At 67.6% G+C, this 15200-nt stretch carries 18 protein-coding genes; 14 read left to right on the plus strand and 4 right to left on the minus strand.

The annotated features are described in order from the left end of the window. Positions 1 to 1378: 1378 nt before the first annotated feature. From secY to ACFW0G_RS40625, 12 genes are all read left to right on the plus strand, one after another. Positions 1379 to 2686, plus strand: coding sequence for a preprotein translocase subunit SecY (secY, locus tag ACFW0G_RS40570; protein WP_378330885.1), 1308 nt, complete (start codon positions 1379 to 1381; stop codon positions 2684 to 2686). Further along, complete coding sequence (locus ACFW0G_RS40575) at positions 2683 to 3237, plus strand: adenylate kinase (RefSeq protein ID WP_378330858.1); 555 nt, start codon at positions 2683 to 2685, stop codon at positions 3235 to 3237. The genes secY and ACFW0G_RS40575 overlap by 4 nt, the downstream gene beginning before the upstream one ends. Before the next feature lie 44 nt (positions 3238 to 3281). Next, the gene (gene map, locus ACFW0G_RS40580) at positions 3282 to 4058 is read left to right on the plus strand and encodes a type I methionyl aminopeptidase (protein ID WP_378330859.1); all 777 of its coding nucleotides are present in this window, start codon (positions 3282 to 3284) and stop codon (positions 4056 to 4058) included. 391 nt (positions 4059 to 4449) lie between these two features. Next, positions 4450 to 4671 (plus strand): translation initiation factor IF-1, encoded by a 222-nt coding sequence (gene infA, locus ACFW0G_RS40585; RefSeq protein ID WP_005166804.1) that lies wholly within the window; start codon positions 4450 to 4452, stop codon positions 4669 to 4671. A 37-nt stretch (positions 4672 to 4708) separates the two neighbouring features. Next, entirely contained in the window at positions 4709 to 4822 is a 114-nt protein-coding gene (gene rpmJ / locus ACFW0G_RS40590) for a 50S ribosomal protein L36 (protein ID WP_004558882.1), read from the plus strand. Between the two features lie 205 nt (positions 4823 to 5027). After that, on the plus strand, positions 5028 to 5408 hold the full coding sequence (rpsM, locus tag ACFW0G_RS40595; protein WP_378330860.1) for a 30S ribosomal protein S13: 381 nt from the start codon (positions 5028 to 5030) through the stop codon (positions 5406 to 5408). Continuing rightward, positions 5405 to 5590, plus strand: coding sequence for a hypothetical protein (locus tag ACFW0G_RS40600; RefSeq protein WP_345396707.1), 186 nt, complete (start codon positions 5405 to 5407; stop codon positions 5588 to 5590). Before rpsM ends, ACFW0G_RS40600 begins: the two co-directional genes overlap by 4 nt. Positions 5591 to 5608: 18 nt before the next feature. Then, positions 5609 to 6016 (plus strand): 30S ribosomal protein S11, encoded by a 408-nt coding sequence (gene rpsK / locus ACFW0G_RS40605; RefSeq protein ID WP_004558885.1) that lies wholly within the window; start codon positions 5609 to 5611, stop codon positions 6014 to 6016. 23 nt (positions 6017 to 6039) lie between these two features. After that, entirely contained in the window at positions 6040 to 6645 is a 606-nt protein-coding gene (gene rpsD / locus ACFW0G_RS40610; RefSeq protein ID WP_378330861.1) for a 30S ribosomal protein S4, read from the plus strand. A 130-nt stretch (positions 6646 to 6775) separates the two neighbouring features. Continuing rightward, positions 6776 to 7849: a DNA-directed RNA polymerase subunit alpha gene (locus ACFW0G_RS40615; RefSeq protein WP_378330862.1), complete on the plus strand. Its 1074-nt coding sequence runs from the start codon at positions 6776 to 6778 to the stop codon at positions 7847 to 7849. A gap of 41 nt (positions 7850 to 7890) precedes the next feature. Continuing rightward, positions 7891 to 8445: a 50S ribosomal protein L17 gene (rplQ, locus tag ACFW0G_RS40620; protein WP_378330863.1), complete on the plus strand. Its 555-nt coding sequence runs from the start codon at positions 7891 to 7893 to the stop codon at positions 8443 to 8445. Positions 8446 to 8511: 66 nt separating this feature from the next. Continuing rightward, positions 8512 to 9354: a tRNA pseudouridine synthase A gene (locus tag ACFW0G_RS40625; protein WP_378330886.1), complete on the plus strand. Its 843-nt coding sequence runs from the start codon at positions 8512 to 8514 to the stop codon at positions 9352 to 9354. A gap of 15 nt (positions 9355 to 9369) precedes the next feature. Here ACFW0G_RS40625 and ACFW0G_RS40630 read toward each other — a convergent pair whose 3' ends face one another. From ACFW0G_RS40630 to ACFW0G_RS40645, 4 genes are all read right to left on the minus strand, one after another. Continuing rightward, positions 9370 to 10281 carry an endonuclease domain-containing protein gene (locus tag ACFW0G_RS40630; RefSeq protein WP_378330864.1) on the minus strand — a complete coding sequence of 304 codons (912 nt, stop codon included), beginning with the start codon at positions 10279 to 10281 and terminating at the stop codon, positions 9370 to 9372. A gap of 279 nt (positions 10282 to 10560) precedes the next feature. Further along, entirely contained in the window at positions 10561 to 11283 is a 723-nt protein-coding gene (locus tag ACFW0G_RS40635) for a hypothetical protein (RefSeq protein ID WP_378330865.1), read from the minus strand. Continuing rightward, on the minus strand, positions 11280 to 12515 hold the full coding sequence (gene eccE / locus ACFW0G_RS40640) for a type VII secretion protein EccE (RefSeq protein ID WP_378330866.1): 1236 nt from the start codon (positions 12513 to 12515) through the stop codon (positions 11280 to 11282). The genes ACFW0G_RS40635 and eccE overlap by 4 nt, the downstream gene beginning before the upstream one ends. Further along, positions 12479 to 12742, minus strand: coding sequence for a hypothetical protein (locus ACFW0G_RS40645; RefSeq protein ID WP_378330867.1), 264 nt, complete (start codon positions 12740 to 12742; stop codon positions 12479 to 12481). The genes eccE and ACFW0G_RS40645 overlap by 37 nt, the downstream gene beginning before the upstream one ends. A gap of 322 nt (positions 12743 to 13064) precedes the next feature. Between ACFW0G_RS40645 and eccB the strand changes: the two genes are divergently transcribed. Together eccB and ACFW0G_RS40655 are read left to right on the plus strand one after the other, a co-directional pair. Further along, on the plus strand, positions 13065 to 14663 hold the full coding sequence (eccB, locus tag ACFW0G_RS40650) for a type VII secretion protein EccB (RefSeq protein WP_378330868.1): 1599 nt from the start codon (positions 13065 to 13067) through the stop codon (positions 14661 to 14663). A 67-nt stretch (positions 14664 to 14730) separates the two neighbouring features. Next, positions 14731 to 15045, plus strand: coding sequence for a hypothetical protein (locus tag ACFW0G_RS40655; protein WP_378330869.1), 315 nt, complete (start codon positions 14731 to 14733; stop codon positions 15043 to 15045). Positions 15046 to 15200: the final 155 nt, after the last annotated feature.

The raw sequence follows: 15200 nt of genomic DNA on the forward strand, positions 1-15200 counted from the left end.
TTACCCCACCCCGTCAACCCCACCCCACCAGCACAAACCAGGATGAAAAATCCCCACTCTGGCCCCGACCGCGTTTAGCCCGCTAACTGCGCTCGCCACCCCGCCGCCGAGCGCGTTTAGCGGGCTAAACGCAGTCGGCAGGCTCCCAACCCCAGATCGTGTTCCGCAGCGACGAGGGCTTCAGCCGCAGTGATATGTCGACTTCGGACGCTGACTTCTACGGCCTGATTCTGGCGCGGACTGTCTGGCAGAGCAGGTTCACGATCAGAGGAGAGGACGGAGAGCCAGCTGGCCGCGTCGTTGGGCCTTCTGCTGGTCCTCGCGGCGGCTCTCCTGTTGGCCGCCGCCGTCGTCGGAGTCGATTGGCCCCGCCGGCGCAGTTCGGGGTGACGGCGACCACGGTGGAGCCGGGGATGTGGCTACTCGTCGTGGTCGCCGCCGGAGCAGCGGTCGTGATCCGCCTACGGCCCTGGAGTCCGCGGCCACCTGGACTGACCCTGCTACCGCGTTTGCCAGTACCCCGACACCCAACGTCGGCGTCTCGATCACCGTTCTCTCACCAGAGCCGCCACCGCACCCCGTCCTGGGCCCCTGCGCCCGGGAAGCGCAGTTAGCCCGCTAAACGCGCTTGCGTCGGCTAGGACCGCGGGTGCGGAGATGGGCTTCCTCCGGCGAGTCAGCATCGCGTCATCGCTCTTACGCCTGGCGCGAACAACCTGCCCGACGTGGCGCGCTGCAGATGACACAGAGTGCGCGGAAGGGGCTCGGTCACGTTGTCGGTGCCGATCCCGCCATCGCCGCAGCCTCAGGCCTAATCGACGCTGCCCCAGCGCGGCACATGGCCTGCCAGAAGTCCGTGGTCGCCGTCACCCGCTCAAAGGCAGGCCGCCGTCGTTGGTCTTGCCCACACGTCTTCGCCAGCGGGCGCAGGCTCGCCGAGGCCGTCCGCCTCGCCGCGAACCTGCTGGTGGGGATGCACTACCGCGGCACCGGAGCCTTCGCGAGGACGTACGACTCGCCCTCAGCCTCGGGTGTCTCCCTACCCAAACCCGCATCCACCGCCCGACCGAGCCGAGTGCGTTTAGCCCGCTAAACGCACTCGGCGGGCCCGGAGCCGCCCATCGCAGTGGAGTCGTATGTCAAGGAATCCGGCCGAGCGGCCGTTGTGGATCATCCCGGCGGAGCAACCTGCGGCGAATAACGCACACACACTGCGGACACGCCCTGTGAAGCTGTTAGAGTCGGCGGCACGCTTCGGGACGAGTGTGCCCCGAAGCGTTCCTGGCTTGCCTGCCAGTGAGCTGTGTTCCCGCCGGTCACCGTGCCGGCCAAGCCGATCGTCGGTACGACAGCCGACGACGCCGAGGAGGTCCCCCGCGTGCTCAGCGCCTTCCGCTCGGCTCTCGCGACGCCGGATCTACGCAAGAAGATCCTGTTCACGCTAGCCATTGTCGCGGTCTACCGAATCGGTGCGGCCATTCCGGCCCCCGGGATCTCGTTCTCCGCCGTTCAGGCGTGCTCGTCCCAGGCTCAGCAAGAAGGCGTCTACCAGCTGCTGAACCTGTTCAGCGGCGGTGCGCTGCTGCAGTTGTCGCTCTTCTCGACCGGCATCATGCCGTACATCACGGCGAGCATCATCATCCAGCTGCTCACCGTGGTCATCCCGCGGTTCGAGGAGCTGAAGAAGGAAGGCCAATCCGGCCAGGGCAAGCTGACCCAGTACACCCGGTACCTGACGATCGCGCTGGCGATCCTGCAGGCCACCGGCGTGGTCGCGCTCGCGGACCGCAAGCAGCTCTTCCCGGACTGCCCGAACCCGATCATCCCGGACAACAGCATCTACGCGCTGACGCTGATCGTGGTCACGATGACCGCCGGTACCGCGGTGATGATGTGGCTGGGCGAGCTGATCACCGAGCGCGGCGTCGGCAACGGCATGTCGGTCCTGATCTTCCTGAACATCGCGGCCCGCATCCCGGTCGAGGGCGGCAACATCCTGAGCAACGGCGGTGGCGTCGCGCTCGCGATGATCTGCGTGTTCGGCCTGGTGATCATCGCCAGCGTCATCTTCGTCGAGCAGGGACAGCGCCGGATCCCGGTGCAGTACGCCAAGCGCATGATCGGCCGCCGGATGTACGGCGGCACCTCGACCTACCTGCCGATCAAGGTCAACCAGGCCGGTGTCATCCCGGTCATCTTCGCTTCGTCGCTGCTGTATCTGCCGGATCTGATCAGCCGCCTGGTGGGCAACCAGAACAGCAACTCCGGGTGGCAGGTCTTCATCCAGAACTACATCGTCAACCAGGGCAACTGGGTGCACATCCTGTTGTACTTCGCGTTGATCATCTTCTTCACGTACTTCTACATCACGATCACGTTCAACGTGGACGAGCGTGCTGAGGAGATGAAGAAGTTCGGTGGCTTCATCCCGGGCATCCGGCCCGGGCGGCCGACCGCGGAGTACCTGAGCTACGTCCTCGGCAGGATCACCCTGCCGGGCTCGCTCTACCTGGGCATCATCGCGATTCTTCCGAACTTCTTCCTGTCGGTGACCGGATCGGGGAACAACCAGAACTTCCCGTTCGGTGGCACGGCTGTGCTGATCATGGTCGGTGTCGGTCTCGACACCGTCAAGCAGATCGAAAGCCAGCTGATGCAGCGCAACTACGAAGGGTTCTTGAAGTGACGCGCCTGGTTCTCGTCGGCCCGCCCGGTGCGGGCAAAGGTACACAGGCAGTTGCCCTGTCCGAGCAGTTGCGCATTCCGCACATCTCGACGGGTGATCTGTTCCGCGCCCACGTCGGCCAGGGCACCCCGCTGGGGCAGGAAGCTTCGCGCTACCTGGACTCGGGTGAACTCGTCCCCGACTCGGTGACGAACGAGATGGTGCGCGAGCGGCTGGCCGAGCCCGACGCCAAGGTCGGCTTCCTGCTTGACGGCTTTCCCCGGAACACCAAGCAGGCCGAGGTGCTCGGGGAGATCCTGAGCGACGCGGACACCGATCTCGACGCGGTCATCCAGCTCGAGGTCCCAGAGGACGTCGTGGTCAAGCGCCTGATGTCGCGGGGCCGCACCGACGACACCGAGGACGTCATCCGCCGTCGCCAGCAGATCTACGTCTCGGAGACCGCGCCGCTGCTGGAGTACTACGCCGGCATCCTGGTCAAGGTCGACGGGGTCGGCGAGGTCGAGGAGATCTCGGCCCGGGTGCTGAAAGCGCTGCGCGACCGCACGTGAATCTCGGAGGATTGCGTGTTCTGCAAGTACTTCGTCGTGGGCGCATGATCGAGGTCAAGACCCCGGACGAACTCCAGGCGATGCGCGCGGCGGGTCTCGTCGTCGCGCGCACGCTGGCGGCGGTCCGCGGGGCCGCTGTCCCGGGTGTGAGCACGGCGGAGCTCGACGAGCTGGCCGAGCAGACGATCCGAGACGCCGGTGCGGTGCCTTCGTTCAAGGGTTACCACGGCTTCCCAGCGTCGATCTGCGCTTCGGTGAACGAGCAGATCGTGCACGGCATCCCGTCGAAGACGCAGGTGCTCGCGGACGGCGACATCATTTCCGTGGACTGCGGTGCCATCCTCGACGGCTGGCACGGTGACTCCGCCGTCACGATCGAGATCGGCGATGTCGACGAGTCCTATCGCGCCCTTTCTGCGGCGACGAAAGCCGCGATGTGGGCCGGGATCGGTGCGGTCAGCGCCGGTGGGCGGCTGACCGACATCTCGTTCGCCGTGCAGTCCGCAGCTGAGAAGGCCGGCCGGGACGGCGGCGTCGAGTACGGGATGATCCTCGAGTACGGCGGGCACGGTATCGGGCGCCAGATGCACATGGAGCCGTTCCTGCCCAATGTGGGCAAACCGGGCAAGGGGCCTCGGTTGAAGCCGGGCATGGCGCTCGCGATCGAGCCGATGCTGACCAGCGGCGGCGGGGAGACCCGCGAACTGGACGACGGCTGGACCGTCGTCACCGCCGACGGCTCGCGCGCCGCACACTGGGAGCACACCGTCGCCATCACCGAAGACGGTCCCTGGGTCCTCACTGCCCCCGAAGACTCCTAACCCATCCCCTCCGCGACCGCGTTTAGCCCGCTAAACGCACCTTCGCGCCCTGCTCCGAGCGCAGTTAGCCCGCTAAACGCGCTCGGGTTCAGCGGAGGCGCTTGGCCTTCGGAGCGCTGCGGTACGTGGGTGACGCCGCAACTGCGTTTAGCCCGCTAAACGCAGTTGCCGGCGGCCGAGACGGAACGGGCCCGTAGCACGGTTACCCCCAGTTTGGGGGTCGCGACACGGGTTGCGTACACTGTCAAGTCGGCGTACTCATCGCGCCCGGTTCCAGCGCGCTCGTGAATCTCGCGAACATTGGAGTCGGGGAGGAGTGTGCCGACGCACCACCCAGCCAAGCACTCAAGCTCAGCGATCACACAGCGTAGCGACAGGAAATGCGGAGGACATGGGCAAGAAAGACGGGGCCATCGAGGTCGAAGGCCGCGTAGTCGAGCCGCTCCCCAACGCGATGTTCCGCGTCGAGTTGGAGAACGGCCACAAGGTCCTTGCACACATCAGCGGCAAGATGCGGCAGCACTACATCCGCATCCTGCCCGAGGACAGGGTTGTCGTGGAGCTCTCGCCCTACGACCTATCTCGTGGTCGCATCGTCTACCGCTACAAGTGATCACTGAGAGTAGAGCACAAGCAGGAGAGCAGGAGACGTGAAGGTCCAGCCGAGCGTCAAGAAGATCTGCGACAAGTGCAAGGTGATCCGCCGTCACGGCCGGATCATGGTGATCTGCGAGAACCTGCGGCACAAGCAGCGGCAGGGCTGATCACCCGCACTCGACCAGAGTGGATTGACAGCTACACAACCTCCCCGCACCTGCCGGGCCGCGCGAGCGGTCCGGTTCACCCCCGGACTTCAGGCCGGGGCCGGGACACCCGAAGCGCGAGCAGAGGGCAAGACAGGCGAGTCGGTCCCGGGACCGGACGGGGAGCAGACCTGAAGAAGAAACCTATGAAGGAGCATCAACGCCAATGGCACGACTCGCTGGCGTAGACCTCCCCCGCGAGAAGCGGTTGGAGATCGCGCTGACCTACATCTACGGCATCGGCCGTACCCGCTCGAAGCAGCTCATCGCGGCTGCCGAGCTCAACGCGGACACCCGCGTCAAGGACCTCTCCGATGACGACCTCGCCAAGCTGCGTACGTACATCGAAGAGAACTACAAGGTCGAGGGTGACCTTCGCCGCGAGGTGAACGCCGACATCCGTCGGAAGATCGAGATCGGGTGCTACGAGGGCCTTCGGTGGCGTCGCGGACTTCCTGTCCGTGGTCAGCGCACGAAGACCAACGCCCGTACCCGCAAGGGTCCGAAGAAGACGGTCGCCGGCAAGAAGAAGGCTGGCAAGAAGTGAGCGTCCAGGGCAAGAAGGTCGTGCGGATGGGCGGCGCCCAGCGTCGCGGCACGGCTTGTGTCTCGCCCAAGGCGCTCTACGCCCGCCCGATGGCGCTGCGCAACCTGTACACCGACGCCGGGTCCGTCATCCGGCGCGGACAGCGTGAAGCAGCAGCCGCTCACCAAGAGAACGCGCGCTAACAGGAGATCCCTCAGAACATGCCACCGAAGTCTCGTACTGCGGCGGGGGCCAAGAAGGTCCGCCGCAAGGAAAAGAAGAACGTCGCGCACGGTCACGCGCACATCAAGAGCACCTTCAACAACACGATCGTCTCGATCACGGACCCGACCGGTGCCGTGATCGCGTGGGCGTCCAGTGGTCACGTGGGCTTCAAGGGCTCGCGCAAGTCCACCCCGTTCGCCGCGCAGATGGCCGCCGAGAACGCTGCCCGCAAGGCCGCCGAGCACGGCATGAAGAAGGTCGACGTGTTCGTGAAGGGCCCGGGTTCGGGCCGCGAGACGGCGATCCGCTCGCTGCAGGCGGCCGGCCTCGAGGTCGGCACCATCCAGGACGTGACCCCGCAGCCTCACAACGGCTGCCGCCCGCCCAAGCGGCGCCGGGTCTGAGGAACGGGGAGGAGTAAGAAGAAATGGCTCGTTACACCGGCCCCGCGACGCGTATTTCGCGTCGCCTCAAGGTTGACCTCATCGGCGGCGACCAGGCTTTCGAGCGTCGCCCCTACCCGCCCGGCCAGCACGGCCGCGGCCGGATCAAGGAGTCCGAGTTCCTTCTGCAGTCGCAGGAGAAGCAGAAGGCTCGCTACACCTACGGCGTGCTCGAGAAGCAGTTCGTCCGGTACTACAAGGAAGCCGTGCGGCGTCCCGGCAAGACCGGTGAGAACCTGCTGCAGATCCTCGAGTCCCGGCTGGACAACGTGATCTACCGCGCCGGCATCGCCCGCACCCGCCGTCAGGCGCGTCAGCTGGTGAGCCACGGCCACTTCCTGGTCAACGGCGTCAAGGTCAACGTGCCGAGCTTCCAGGTCAGCAAGTGGGACATCATCGACGTGCGGCCGAAGTCGCTGTCGATGCTGCCGTTCGTCGCGGCCAAGGAGTCCTTCGGCGAGCGCCCGATCCCGGCGTGGCTGCAGGTCGTCCAGTCGAGCCTCCGCGTGCTGGTCCACCAGCTCCCGGAGCGCGCGCAGATCGATGTTCCGGTTCAGGAACAGCTGATCGTCGAGCTCTACTCGAAGTGATCCTCCACCGGGCTTCGGGTCTTCCCGGGGCCCGGTGCGGGTCAGGGCGGCGGCGTCCAGGGTGCGCCGCCGCCGCGCCATCCCTTTCGGCGTCATATGGCGGGCGCCGTCTGGAAAGGAACAAGGAAGAATGCTGATTTCCCAGCGGCCGGCTCTCGGCGAAGAGACGGTCAACGAAACCCGCTCCCGGTTCACCATCGAGCCGCTGGAGCCCGGCTTCGGCTACACGCTCGGCAACTCGCTGCGGCGCACGCTGCTGTCGTCCATCCCGGGCGCGGCCGTGACGAGCATCCGCATCGACGGCGTGCTGCACGAGTTCACCACCGTCCCTGGGGTGAAGGAAGACGTCACCGACATCATCCTGAACCTCAAGGAGCTCGTGGTGTCCTCGGAAGAGGACGAGCCGGTCACCATGTACCTGCGCAAGCAGGGCCCTGGTGAGGTCACCGCCGCCGACATCGTGCCCCCGGCCGGCGTCACCGTGCACAACCCGGACCTGCACATCGCGTCGCTGAACGGCAAGGGCAAGCTCGAAATCGAGCTCGTCGTCGAGCGCGGCCGCGGTTACGTTCCGGCCCTGCAGAACAAGCAGGCCGGCGCCGAGATCGGCCGGATCCCGGTCGACTCGATCTACTCGCCGGTGCTGAAGGTGACGTACAAGGTCGAGGCGACCCGTGTCGAGCAGCGCACCGACTTCGACAAGCTGATCCTGGACGTGGAGACCAAGCCGTCGATCACGCCCCGGGACGCTGTCGCGTCCGCTGGCAAGACGCTGGTGGAGCTGTTCGGTCTCGCTCGCGAACTGAACGTCGACGCCGAGGGCATCGAGATCGGCCCGTCGCCGCAGGAGGCGGACACCATCGCCGCCTACGCGATGCCGATCGAGGACCTGGACCTCACAGTCCGGTCGTACAACTGCCTCAAGCGCGAAGGCATCCACACGGTCGGCGAACTGGTCTCGCGCAGCGAGGCCGACCTGCTCGACATCCGGAACTTCGGTGCGAAGTCGATCGACGAGGTCAAGCTCAAGCTCGTCGGCCTCGGCCTCGCGCTCAAGGACAGCCCGCCCGGGTTCGACCCGACCGCGGCCGCGGCCAGCTACGACGGTGAGGGCTGGTCCGAGGGTGTCGGCGGGATCACCAGCGGTATTTCGGACGACGGCCACGACGACGGCCAGGACTACGCAGAGACGGAGCAGCTGTAAGGCCGTCGGCCTGGACGCTGTGAGCTGAACTAGGAGAACCCATGCCCACCCCCACCAAGGGAGCCCGGCTCGGCGGGTCGTCCGCGCACGAGCGGCTGATCCTGGCCAACCTGGCCACGCAGCTGTTCGAGCACGGCAAGATCACGACGACCGAGGCGAAGGCCAAGCGCGTTCGCCCGCTGGCCGAGAAGCTGATCACCAAGGCGAAGCGGGGCGACCTGCACAACCGCCGTCAGGTGCAGCGCGTCGTCCGTGACAAGGACGTCCTGCACAAGCTGTTCGCCGAGATCGGTCCGCACTTCGCGGAGCGCGCGGGCGGCTACACCCGCATCACCAAGACGATGCCGCGCAAGGGCGACAACGCCCCCATGGCGGTCATCGAACTGGTCGCTGAGAAGACCGTGACGTCCGAGGCCGAGCGGGCTCGCAAGACGAAGTTCGCCAAGGACGAGAAGGCTGCCGCTCCGGCTGCCGAGGAGACCACTGAGGTCGCCGACGCCGCCGAGTCGACCGAGACCGCCGCCGCTGAGGCCCCGGCGGCGGAGGCCGCTGAGGCTCCCGAGGCCGCTGCCGACGCGGACGCCAAGAAGGACTGAGTCCTGACGGCTGCACGTACACCGGACGAGCCCGCCACTCCCGCTGGGGAGGGCGGGCTCGTCCGTCTGCGTCTCGATGTCAGTTACGACGGGACCGATTTCTCCGGCTGGGCTCGCCAGCCGGGGCGCCGGACCGTCCAAGGTGTACTCGAAGACGCTCTCGCCAAACAGCCCCCCGGCTCCGCGGTCCCGAAATCCGTCGTCGTCGCCGGCCGCACCGATGCCGGTGTGCACGCGTCCGGCCAAGTCCTCCACGTCGACGTGGCGCCTTTAGCGGGCAAAACGCACTCGGGCCGGATCGCAGTGGACCAGTGGGGGATCCCTGACCTGGTCCGGATGTGTCATCGATGGAACAGGATCCTGCCGGGAGATGTCCGTGTGTTGGACGCTCGCGTGGCGCCGCCCGGCTTCGACGCTCGTTTTTCGGCTGTGCGAAGGCACTACCTCTATCGGGTGTCCGATGCCGCCTGGGGCGTGGATCCGTTGCGGCGCAAGGACACCCTCGCATGGGGACGTTCTTTGTCGATCGACGTGATGAACGAGGCGTCGGCTGAACTGCTCGGCCTGCGAGATTTCGCAGCCTTCTGCAAGCAGCGGGAGGGCGGCACGACGATTCGTGAATTGCAGCGATTCGAATGGCGCCGGACAGCGCCCCATGCGGTAGAGGCCGTCGTATCGGCCGACGCCTTCTGCCATTCGATGGTGCGAAGTCTGGTCGGTGCTGTACTTCTCACCGGTGATGGGCGGCGGTCCCCGGACTGGCCGTCAGGCGTACTCGCTAGCGGCGTCCGCGACAGCGCTGTGGCCCCCGCCCACGGCCTTACCCTGACTGCGGTCGACTACCCGCCAGATGCCGAATTGGCCGCCCGTGCCGAACAAACTCGCAACATTCGCACACCCCACCCCTGACCGGGCGCGGCGCGTTTAGCCCGCGAACTGCGCCCGCTGGGCGGCGCGGACGGAGTCGAGGATACTCGCGAAGTCGGTGGCCAACTGCTCGGCCGTCACGATCACGAATCGCCACCCTTCTTCGGCAATTCGCCGTCGGCGTTCGTAGTCGTGCTGCTGTTGTGATGGTTCTTCGTGCCAGCGGCCGTCGTACTCGATGGCGACTTTGCTCTCCTTGAGCGCCAGATCGAGCCTGCCAAGGAAGCGTCCCCGTCTCGAGTGCACGTTGTATTGGGGTTTCGCTGCGAATCCGCCAGCGGCAAGCACGATGCGCAACTCTGATTCCGGTAGCGACTCCGCACGCGGGTCCGAGAGCAGGAGAGCATGTCTGGCCAGACGGATGCCGCGGTTCCGACGCCTCATGAAGAGACGTTCCAGGTCCCGTCGTCTGACCAGCTTGGCCCGGAGGAACGCGTCCAGGTCCGGAACGCCGATGCGGAGACGTCGCACCCAGCTGCGTTTCCGTGGGGAAAGCCGGAGCAGCAGGTCGAGGGCTATCCGCGCGGGCCGGGCGATGCGGACTCCGTGCCAGGTACGCGTTTCAGCGTGAGGTACCTCGGTGCGGCGTATGTGAATCCCCACGATGGGACCGAATCGATGCTTCTCCGGTACCACGAACTCGACGGGATCGTAGGGCTTCGCCAGTTCCACGCCCAGCACTGTCGCGGCGGATCGTCCTGTTAGGACCGCTTCTTTGGGAGCCAACAACGCCGCGCCGCGGCAACGTAGCTCGTGCGTGACGGTGACATGTGCGGGCGCGTAGACGTCTTGGAACAGACGACGGACACCTGGGCCTCTGAGCTGGCCAGCCGTGATCAAGCCAGCCTTTCGCGCTTCGGAGCCGCGGAAGACGTCGGGAAGATGGTCGGTGTTGAGGAGAATAGCCACGATGACACTGTGGCGCCCAAGACCGACAACCTTGCTCGATCGAGCGCCAAACACGTCAAGTTGTCCACAAGGCCCCTGTTATCCACAGCCACGCGATATCCCCCTTGACAACATCCACCCATTTCCAATCCGCCCGTTCCCTCCAGCCGAGCGCGTTTAGCCCGCTAAACGCGCCCAGCCGCCCCGAGTGCAGTTAGCCCGCTAAACGCGCACGGGGCCGGCTGGGGAGCGACGCAGGTGGAGCGAGTGCGTTTAGCGGGCTAAACGCACTCGCTCGGGTCAGTCGCCGCGGCGGACGGGGCCGAGGAGTTGTTGTTCCTTGGTGGTGGTGACGAGGCGGAGGGGCCGCCACAGGTTGCGGCCCAGCGCGACCACCTGGTCGTCCTTCAACGTCGTGAGCTGACGCATCATCTGGGGTGGAAGCCGCCAGATCCGCGCAGCCAACTCGGCCTGACCCGCTGGAAGACGCTGCATCAACACCAGGTCGGCCGCGTTCGCGGTCGCTCCCGCCTGCGGGTGCAGGTATGGCAGCACGTACACCGTCGTCTGCCACGGTGACCGTGGCGGGAACAGGTCCTGCGGTGTCGGGCCGCCGTCGGTCACGACCAGCAGCGGCGCGTCCTCGGAGGGCCGCGGCAGTTCCACCGGCGACAGCCGCCGGATCTGCACGAGCGGCGACGGCCTGCCGTCACGCTGGTTGCCCGCGGCCTGCGGCAGCACCTGCCAGGCGGCCGGACGCCCGGTCGCCACGACCACCCACGCACCGACGGCCATCGCGCGCATCGCCACCTGACGCGCCAGATACAACCCGCCGACCAGCACGATCCTCGTCGGTGTCGAACGCAGCGCCGAAATCGTCAGCGGCTCGCCCTTGAGACCGGAACCCAGGACGATCCCCCCACGGTCGCCCGACGGGCTGATCGCGTCGAGCATCGCGGGGTCCACAGTGAACTCCGGCGCCACACCGGCGCTCTGCCCGGAGTCGCGAAGGCGGGAACTCATGCCGTACCTCCGATCGGCAGCGTCGCGGCGAACGCGGAGACCTGAAGGCCGCGCAACGGCGTCAGTGTCACTCCGAGACGCTCCGAAATTCCCTGCAGCCGCTGGTCGGCGGTGTCGAGTTCCCGCGGGTTCCGCGCGCTCAACCGCACGACACCGCGCAGCCCGATCTTGCCCTCGTCGGCCGCCGGAGCGATCGACATGGCGACGGTCGCGGACAGCGCCCGAACACTGGTGAGTGCGTTGAGGCTCCCGGTGATCTTGCCCTTGGGCCAGCCGGTGATCGCGTAGCTCGCGTGCCCGATGCCCGCGGCGGTGACGCCGGTCCAGCGCTCCTGCAGCGTGACCTTCGCCGGGGCGCCCGCGACGGCGGTGAGTTCCGCGGCCGAAATGCTGGCGCGCAGCAGCTCGTCCGGATCCAGTGGACGGGTCGGGACACCCTGTGATTCCAGGGCGTTGCGCACACGGGACAACGCGCCGATGAGTGCGCGGTGGGCACCGACGACACCGCCGCCGCGTTCGCGGATCGCGGCCGGGCAACGCCGCGGGTCGAGCCGGATGGCCACCCACGTCGTGCGCCGGGCGGCGGCGGGCAGCGGCCCGAGCACCTCCATGTACGAGCTGAGCGCCGGCGAATCCGCGGGGAGCGCGGCGCTTCCCGGGTAGCAGTGCCAGATCATCTGGATCGAGTCGAGCACCACACCCCTGTCCTCGAGGCACGGCGCGAGCGCGGCCAGCGGAAGACTCGGCGCGCCACCGGCCTGGGTGATCAAGGCCGGGGCGGGCTCGACCAGCAGGACAGCCGTCCACGTGCCGTCGTTCCAGGCGAGGCCGACCTGCTGGCGTTCGTGGTCGACGCCGTGTGCCACCACGAGATCCGGCACCGCGATCCGCAGCAGGTTCACCCGCGCGTCGTCCGGCCCGGTGACCGTGGCCTCTTCCGCGGCGAGCGATTCGATACTGCTCGGCGGCAGCGGGGTCGCCACGCGATCGTGTGAACGGAACGTGTAGCGCGCGGTGAGCCCGACCCATTGGGTGAACCACCGGCCGCGCCAGCGCAGAAAGGCGATGACCAGCGCGACAGCCAGCACACCGATGCCGACGTACTTCAGCGACATGTTGATCGCCAGCAGTACGAGGCCGATCGCGAGGCCGAGCTCGAGCACCACCAGGTTCGCGACCGGAAGCGGGCCGAGGTTCACGCCAGCGGAACGTCGGCGCGCGGGTGCGGCCATCCGGACGGGTGCCGGGCCGGAAGGCTGCTGGGGCGGAGGACCGCCTTGCCCGCCGGGTCCACCAGGACCACCCGGCCCGCCAGGGCCACCGGGTCCGCCTGGCCCACCAGGCCCTCCGGGACCTCCAGGCCCACCTGGACCAGGGGCTCCGGGACGTCCGGGTGCTCCGCCGGGCACACCGGGTCGACGCGGCGTGCCCTGACCGCCCGGCACACCGCCAGGTCCACCCGGACCGCCCTGTCTTCCCGGCCGCGGCGGCGGCCCCGGGGGACGACCCGGCGGTGGTGACCCTGGAGGCGGGCCAGGCGGACGTGGAGGAGTGTTGACGGACATCCGCGCTTTCTCTTCCCCTCGTGCGTGCTGCGTACCCGGAAAGCCGGTCCCGAGGTGCCTGACCCTAGCTTGAGTTGGTAGAAACCCCACACCAGACGGTCCCCGTACGGCTATCCTGCGGAACCGTACCGCGACGGGGAGGACTGTAGGTCGAGAATGCCATCAACGCCCACGACTAAGTCTCAGGTTCAGGCTTATCAGTTCGTCCTCCGTCGGATGCAATCAGCGCTGGTCCGGCGGGACGCCGTGATGCTGCACGACCCGATGCGGACCCACACGCGGGCCACGATCGTGGGAGTCGTGCTCGGCGCGCTGGGCATGATCGTCTTCATCGTCTGGGGGCTGCTGAGCCCGCAGCCGTCGGTGCCCGAGGCGGGGAACATCGTCATCGGCCAGCAGTCCGGCACGGTGTACGTCGTCATGGGCAACCCGAAGAAACTGGTCCCGACCTTCAACCTCGCTTCGGCCCGGCTGCTGCTCATCGCGCAGCAGCAACAGCAGCAGAAGCAGTCGTCCGGTGGCCAGGCGAGCCCGGCGGCGGCAGGGCCGTCGGCTCCTCCGGGCGGCGCCGCGGCGAGCGTGAAGAACCCCACTGTCGTCTCCGATGAACAGCTGAAGGACATTCCGCGCGGCAAGCTCACCGGTATCCCGGACGGTCCGCAGCTGCTGCCGTCGGACTCGCAGCGGATCTCGGCGAACTGGGCCGTCTGCGACGAGGTCAAGCTGAACCCGCAGCTGCCGCAGCCGGACAGCATCAACCAGACCGACACCACCGTCTTTGCCGGGGTCAGCCAGCTCGGCACCGAACTCGGGGTCGACCAGGCACTGCTGGCGACCGCCGACAACGGCAAGAGCTACCTGATCTATCGGGTGCCGTCGAACCCGAACCGGCCCAACACCAACACCGTGCGCGCCGAGGTCGACCTGACCCCGGGGAACGCGGTCAGCGCCGCACTTCACCTGCCACCGAAGGGGCGCAAGGTTTCGCAGGCGCTGCTCAACGCGATCCCCGAGGTCACCCGGCTGGCGCCGCCGACGGTCGCCGGCCAGAGCGGCCCGGCACCCGCCGACTTCGAAGGCCTGAGCGTCGGTGACGTCTTCTCCACCGCTCCCGCGGGCGCGCCCATGGAGTACTGGGCCATCGTCCAGAACGGCATCCAGAAGGTGTCCCCGGTCGTGGCCGACATCATGCGGACGGCGAAGAACGGCAGCTCCAGCAGGATGATGCAGCTCGGCCTGGACAAGACGCGCACCATCAAGCAGCTGCAGTCCGGCGACCCGGGGTATCTCGCCGTCGACGACTTCCCGGCCTCGGTACCGACCGTGCTCGACGCCACGAAGAACTCGCCGGTCGCCTGCCTGGGCTGGTCGCTTGTCGGTGAAGGTGCCAACCAGGACGCGCACACGTCTGTGTTCGTCGGGAACCAGCTGCCGGGGCCGAAGAACCCGAACGGCACCTCCACGGCGATCCGGATGACCACGCCGGGCCCCAACGGCCTGCCGATCACCGGCTTCTACATGCAGCCGGGTTTCGCGGCGGTGGTCCAGTCCGCGACGTCGAAGGCGACCTTCGGCAAGGGGGCCATCCAGCTGATCTCGGACCGGGGCATCCGGTACGGCGTCCCCGACGCCAAGATCGCGGACGCCATCGGGCTCAACAACCGGCTGCCCGCGCCGGAATCGATCATCGGCTTGCTGCCGCCGGGCGCGTCGCTGAACACGCAGGACGTGCTGAAGGAGTTCGACACCGTCCCGATCGATCCCAACGCGGGCGCGTATCCGACGGCGGCGCAGCCGCAGGCGGCGGGCAACTAGCCGCCGGAACCGGCGATCCCTGCGGGACGTCACACGCTCGAGTGCAGCCGGGCGAGCGGAGGATGCGATGGCCGGGGTGAAGATCGACGAAGCGGTCGTCGCGGAGTACGCCGGAAAGGTCGACGGTGCCGCCGGACGGCTGGATTCCGCTGTGAGCGAGGTCGGTGCGGGCGCCGTGTCGACGGAGGCGTTCGGCGGTCTCGGCGCCCAACTGGGGGTGGGGGAGTCCTACGGGCGCGCTGTCGAGGCCCTTCGGCGGCAGCTGGCCGACGGCGCGACGGCGCTGCACTCGGCGGCCGAGGCGTTGCATCGGGTGACGTCGCGGCACGCGGATCGGGACGCGGAATCCGCGGAGCTGATCAACCGGGCAGGGGAGCTCTGACCACGATGATGTCCGAGCGCGACGGCGCCACCGAATCCATCGCCCACCCCCTCGCCGCGGCCCTCACCGCCCCGCCGAGCGCGGTTTTGGGGCGTAAAGCGCACGGCGACGGTGCGGGGATAGAGGGGGGGGCGGGGGCCTAACAGGGGTAACAG

This window comes from Amycolatopsis sp. NPDC058986, from assembly GCF_042741125.1.
Classification (GTDB): domain Bacteria; phylum Actinomycetota; class Actinomycetes; order Mycobacteriales; family Pseudonocardiaceae; genus Amycolatopsis.

What these genes read in the sequence shown, in the direction of transcription:
- map (WP_378330859.1), top strand. Translation starts at nt 3,282, where the DNA reads ATGATCGAGGTCAAGACCCCGGACGAACTCCAGGCGATGCGCGCGGCG.
- eccB (WP_378330868.1), top strand. Translation starts at nt 13,065, where the DNA reads ATGCAATCAGCGCTGGTCCGGCGGGACGCCGTGATGCTGCACGACCCG.
- rpsK (WP_004558885.1), top strand. Translation starts at nt 5,609, where the DNA reads ATGCCACCGAAGTCTCGTACTGCGGCGGGGGCCAAGAAGGTCCGCCGC.
- rplQ (WP_378330863.1), top strand. Translation starts at nt 7,891, where the DNA reads ATGCCCACCCCCACCAAGGGAGCCCGGCTCGGCGGGTCGTCCGCGCAC.
- infA (WP_005166804.1), top strand. Translation starts at nt 4,450, where the DNA reads ATGGGCAAGAAAGACGGGGCCATCGAGGTCGAAGGCCGCGTAGTCGAG.
- eccE (WP_378330866.1), bottom strand. Translation starts at nt 12,515, where the DNA reads ATGGCCGCACCCGCGCGCCGACGTTCCGCTGGCGTGAACCTCGGCCCG.
- rpsD (WP_378330861.1), top strand. Translation starts at nt 6,040, where the DNA reads ATGGCTCGTTACACCGGCCCCGCGACGCGTATTTCGCGTCGCCTCAAG.
- rpsM (WP_378330860.1), top strand. Translation starts at nt 5,028, where the DNA reads ATGGCACGACTCGCTGGCGTAGACCTCCCCCGCGAGAAGCGGTTGGAG.
- ACFW0G_RS40635 (WP_378330865.1), bottom strand. Translation starts at nt 11,283, where the DNA reads ATGAGTTCCCGCCTTCGCGACTCCGGGCAGAGCGCCGGTGTGGCGCCG.
- ACFW0G_RS40655 (WP_378330869.1), top strand. Translation starts at nt 14,731, where the DNA reads ATGGCCGGGGTGAAGATCGACGAAGCGGTCGTCGCGGAGTACGCCGGA.
- ACFW0G_RS40615 (WP_378330862.1), top strand. Translation starts at nt 6,776, where the DNA reads ATGCTGATTTCCCAGCGGCCGGCTCTCGGCGAAGAGACGGTCAACGAA.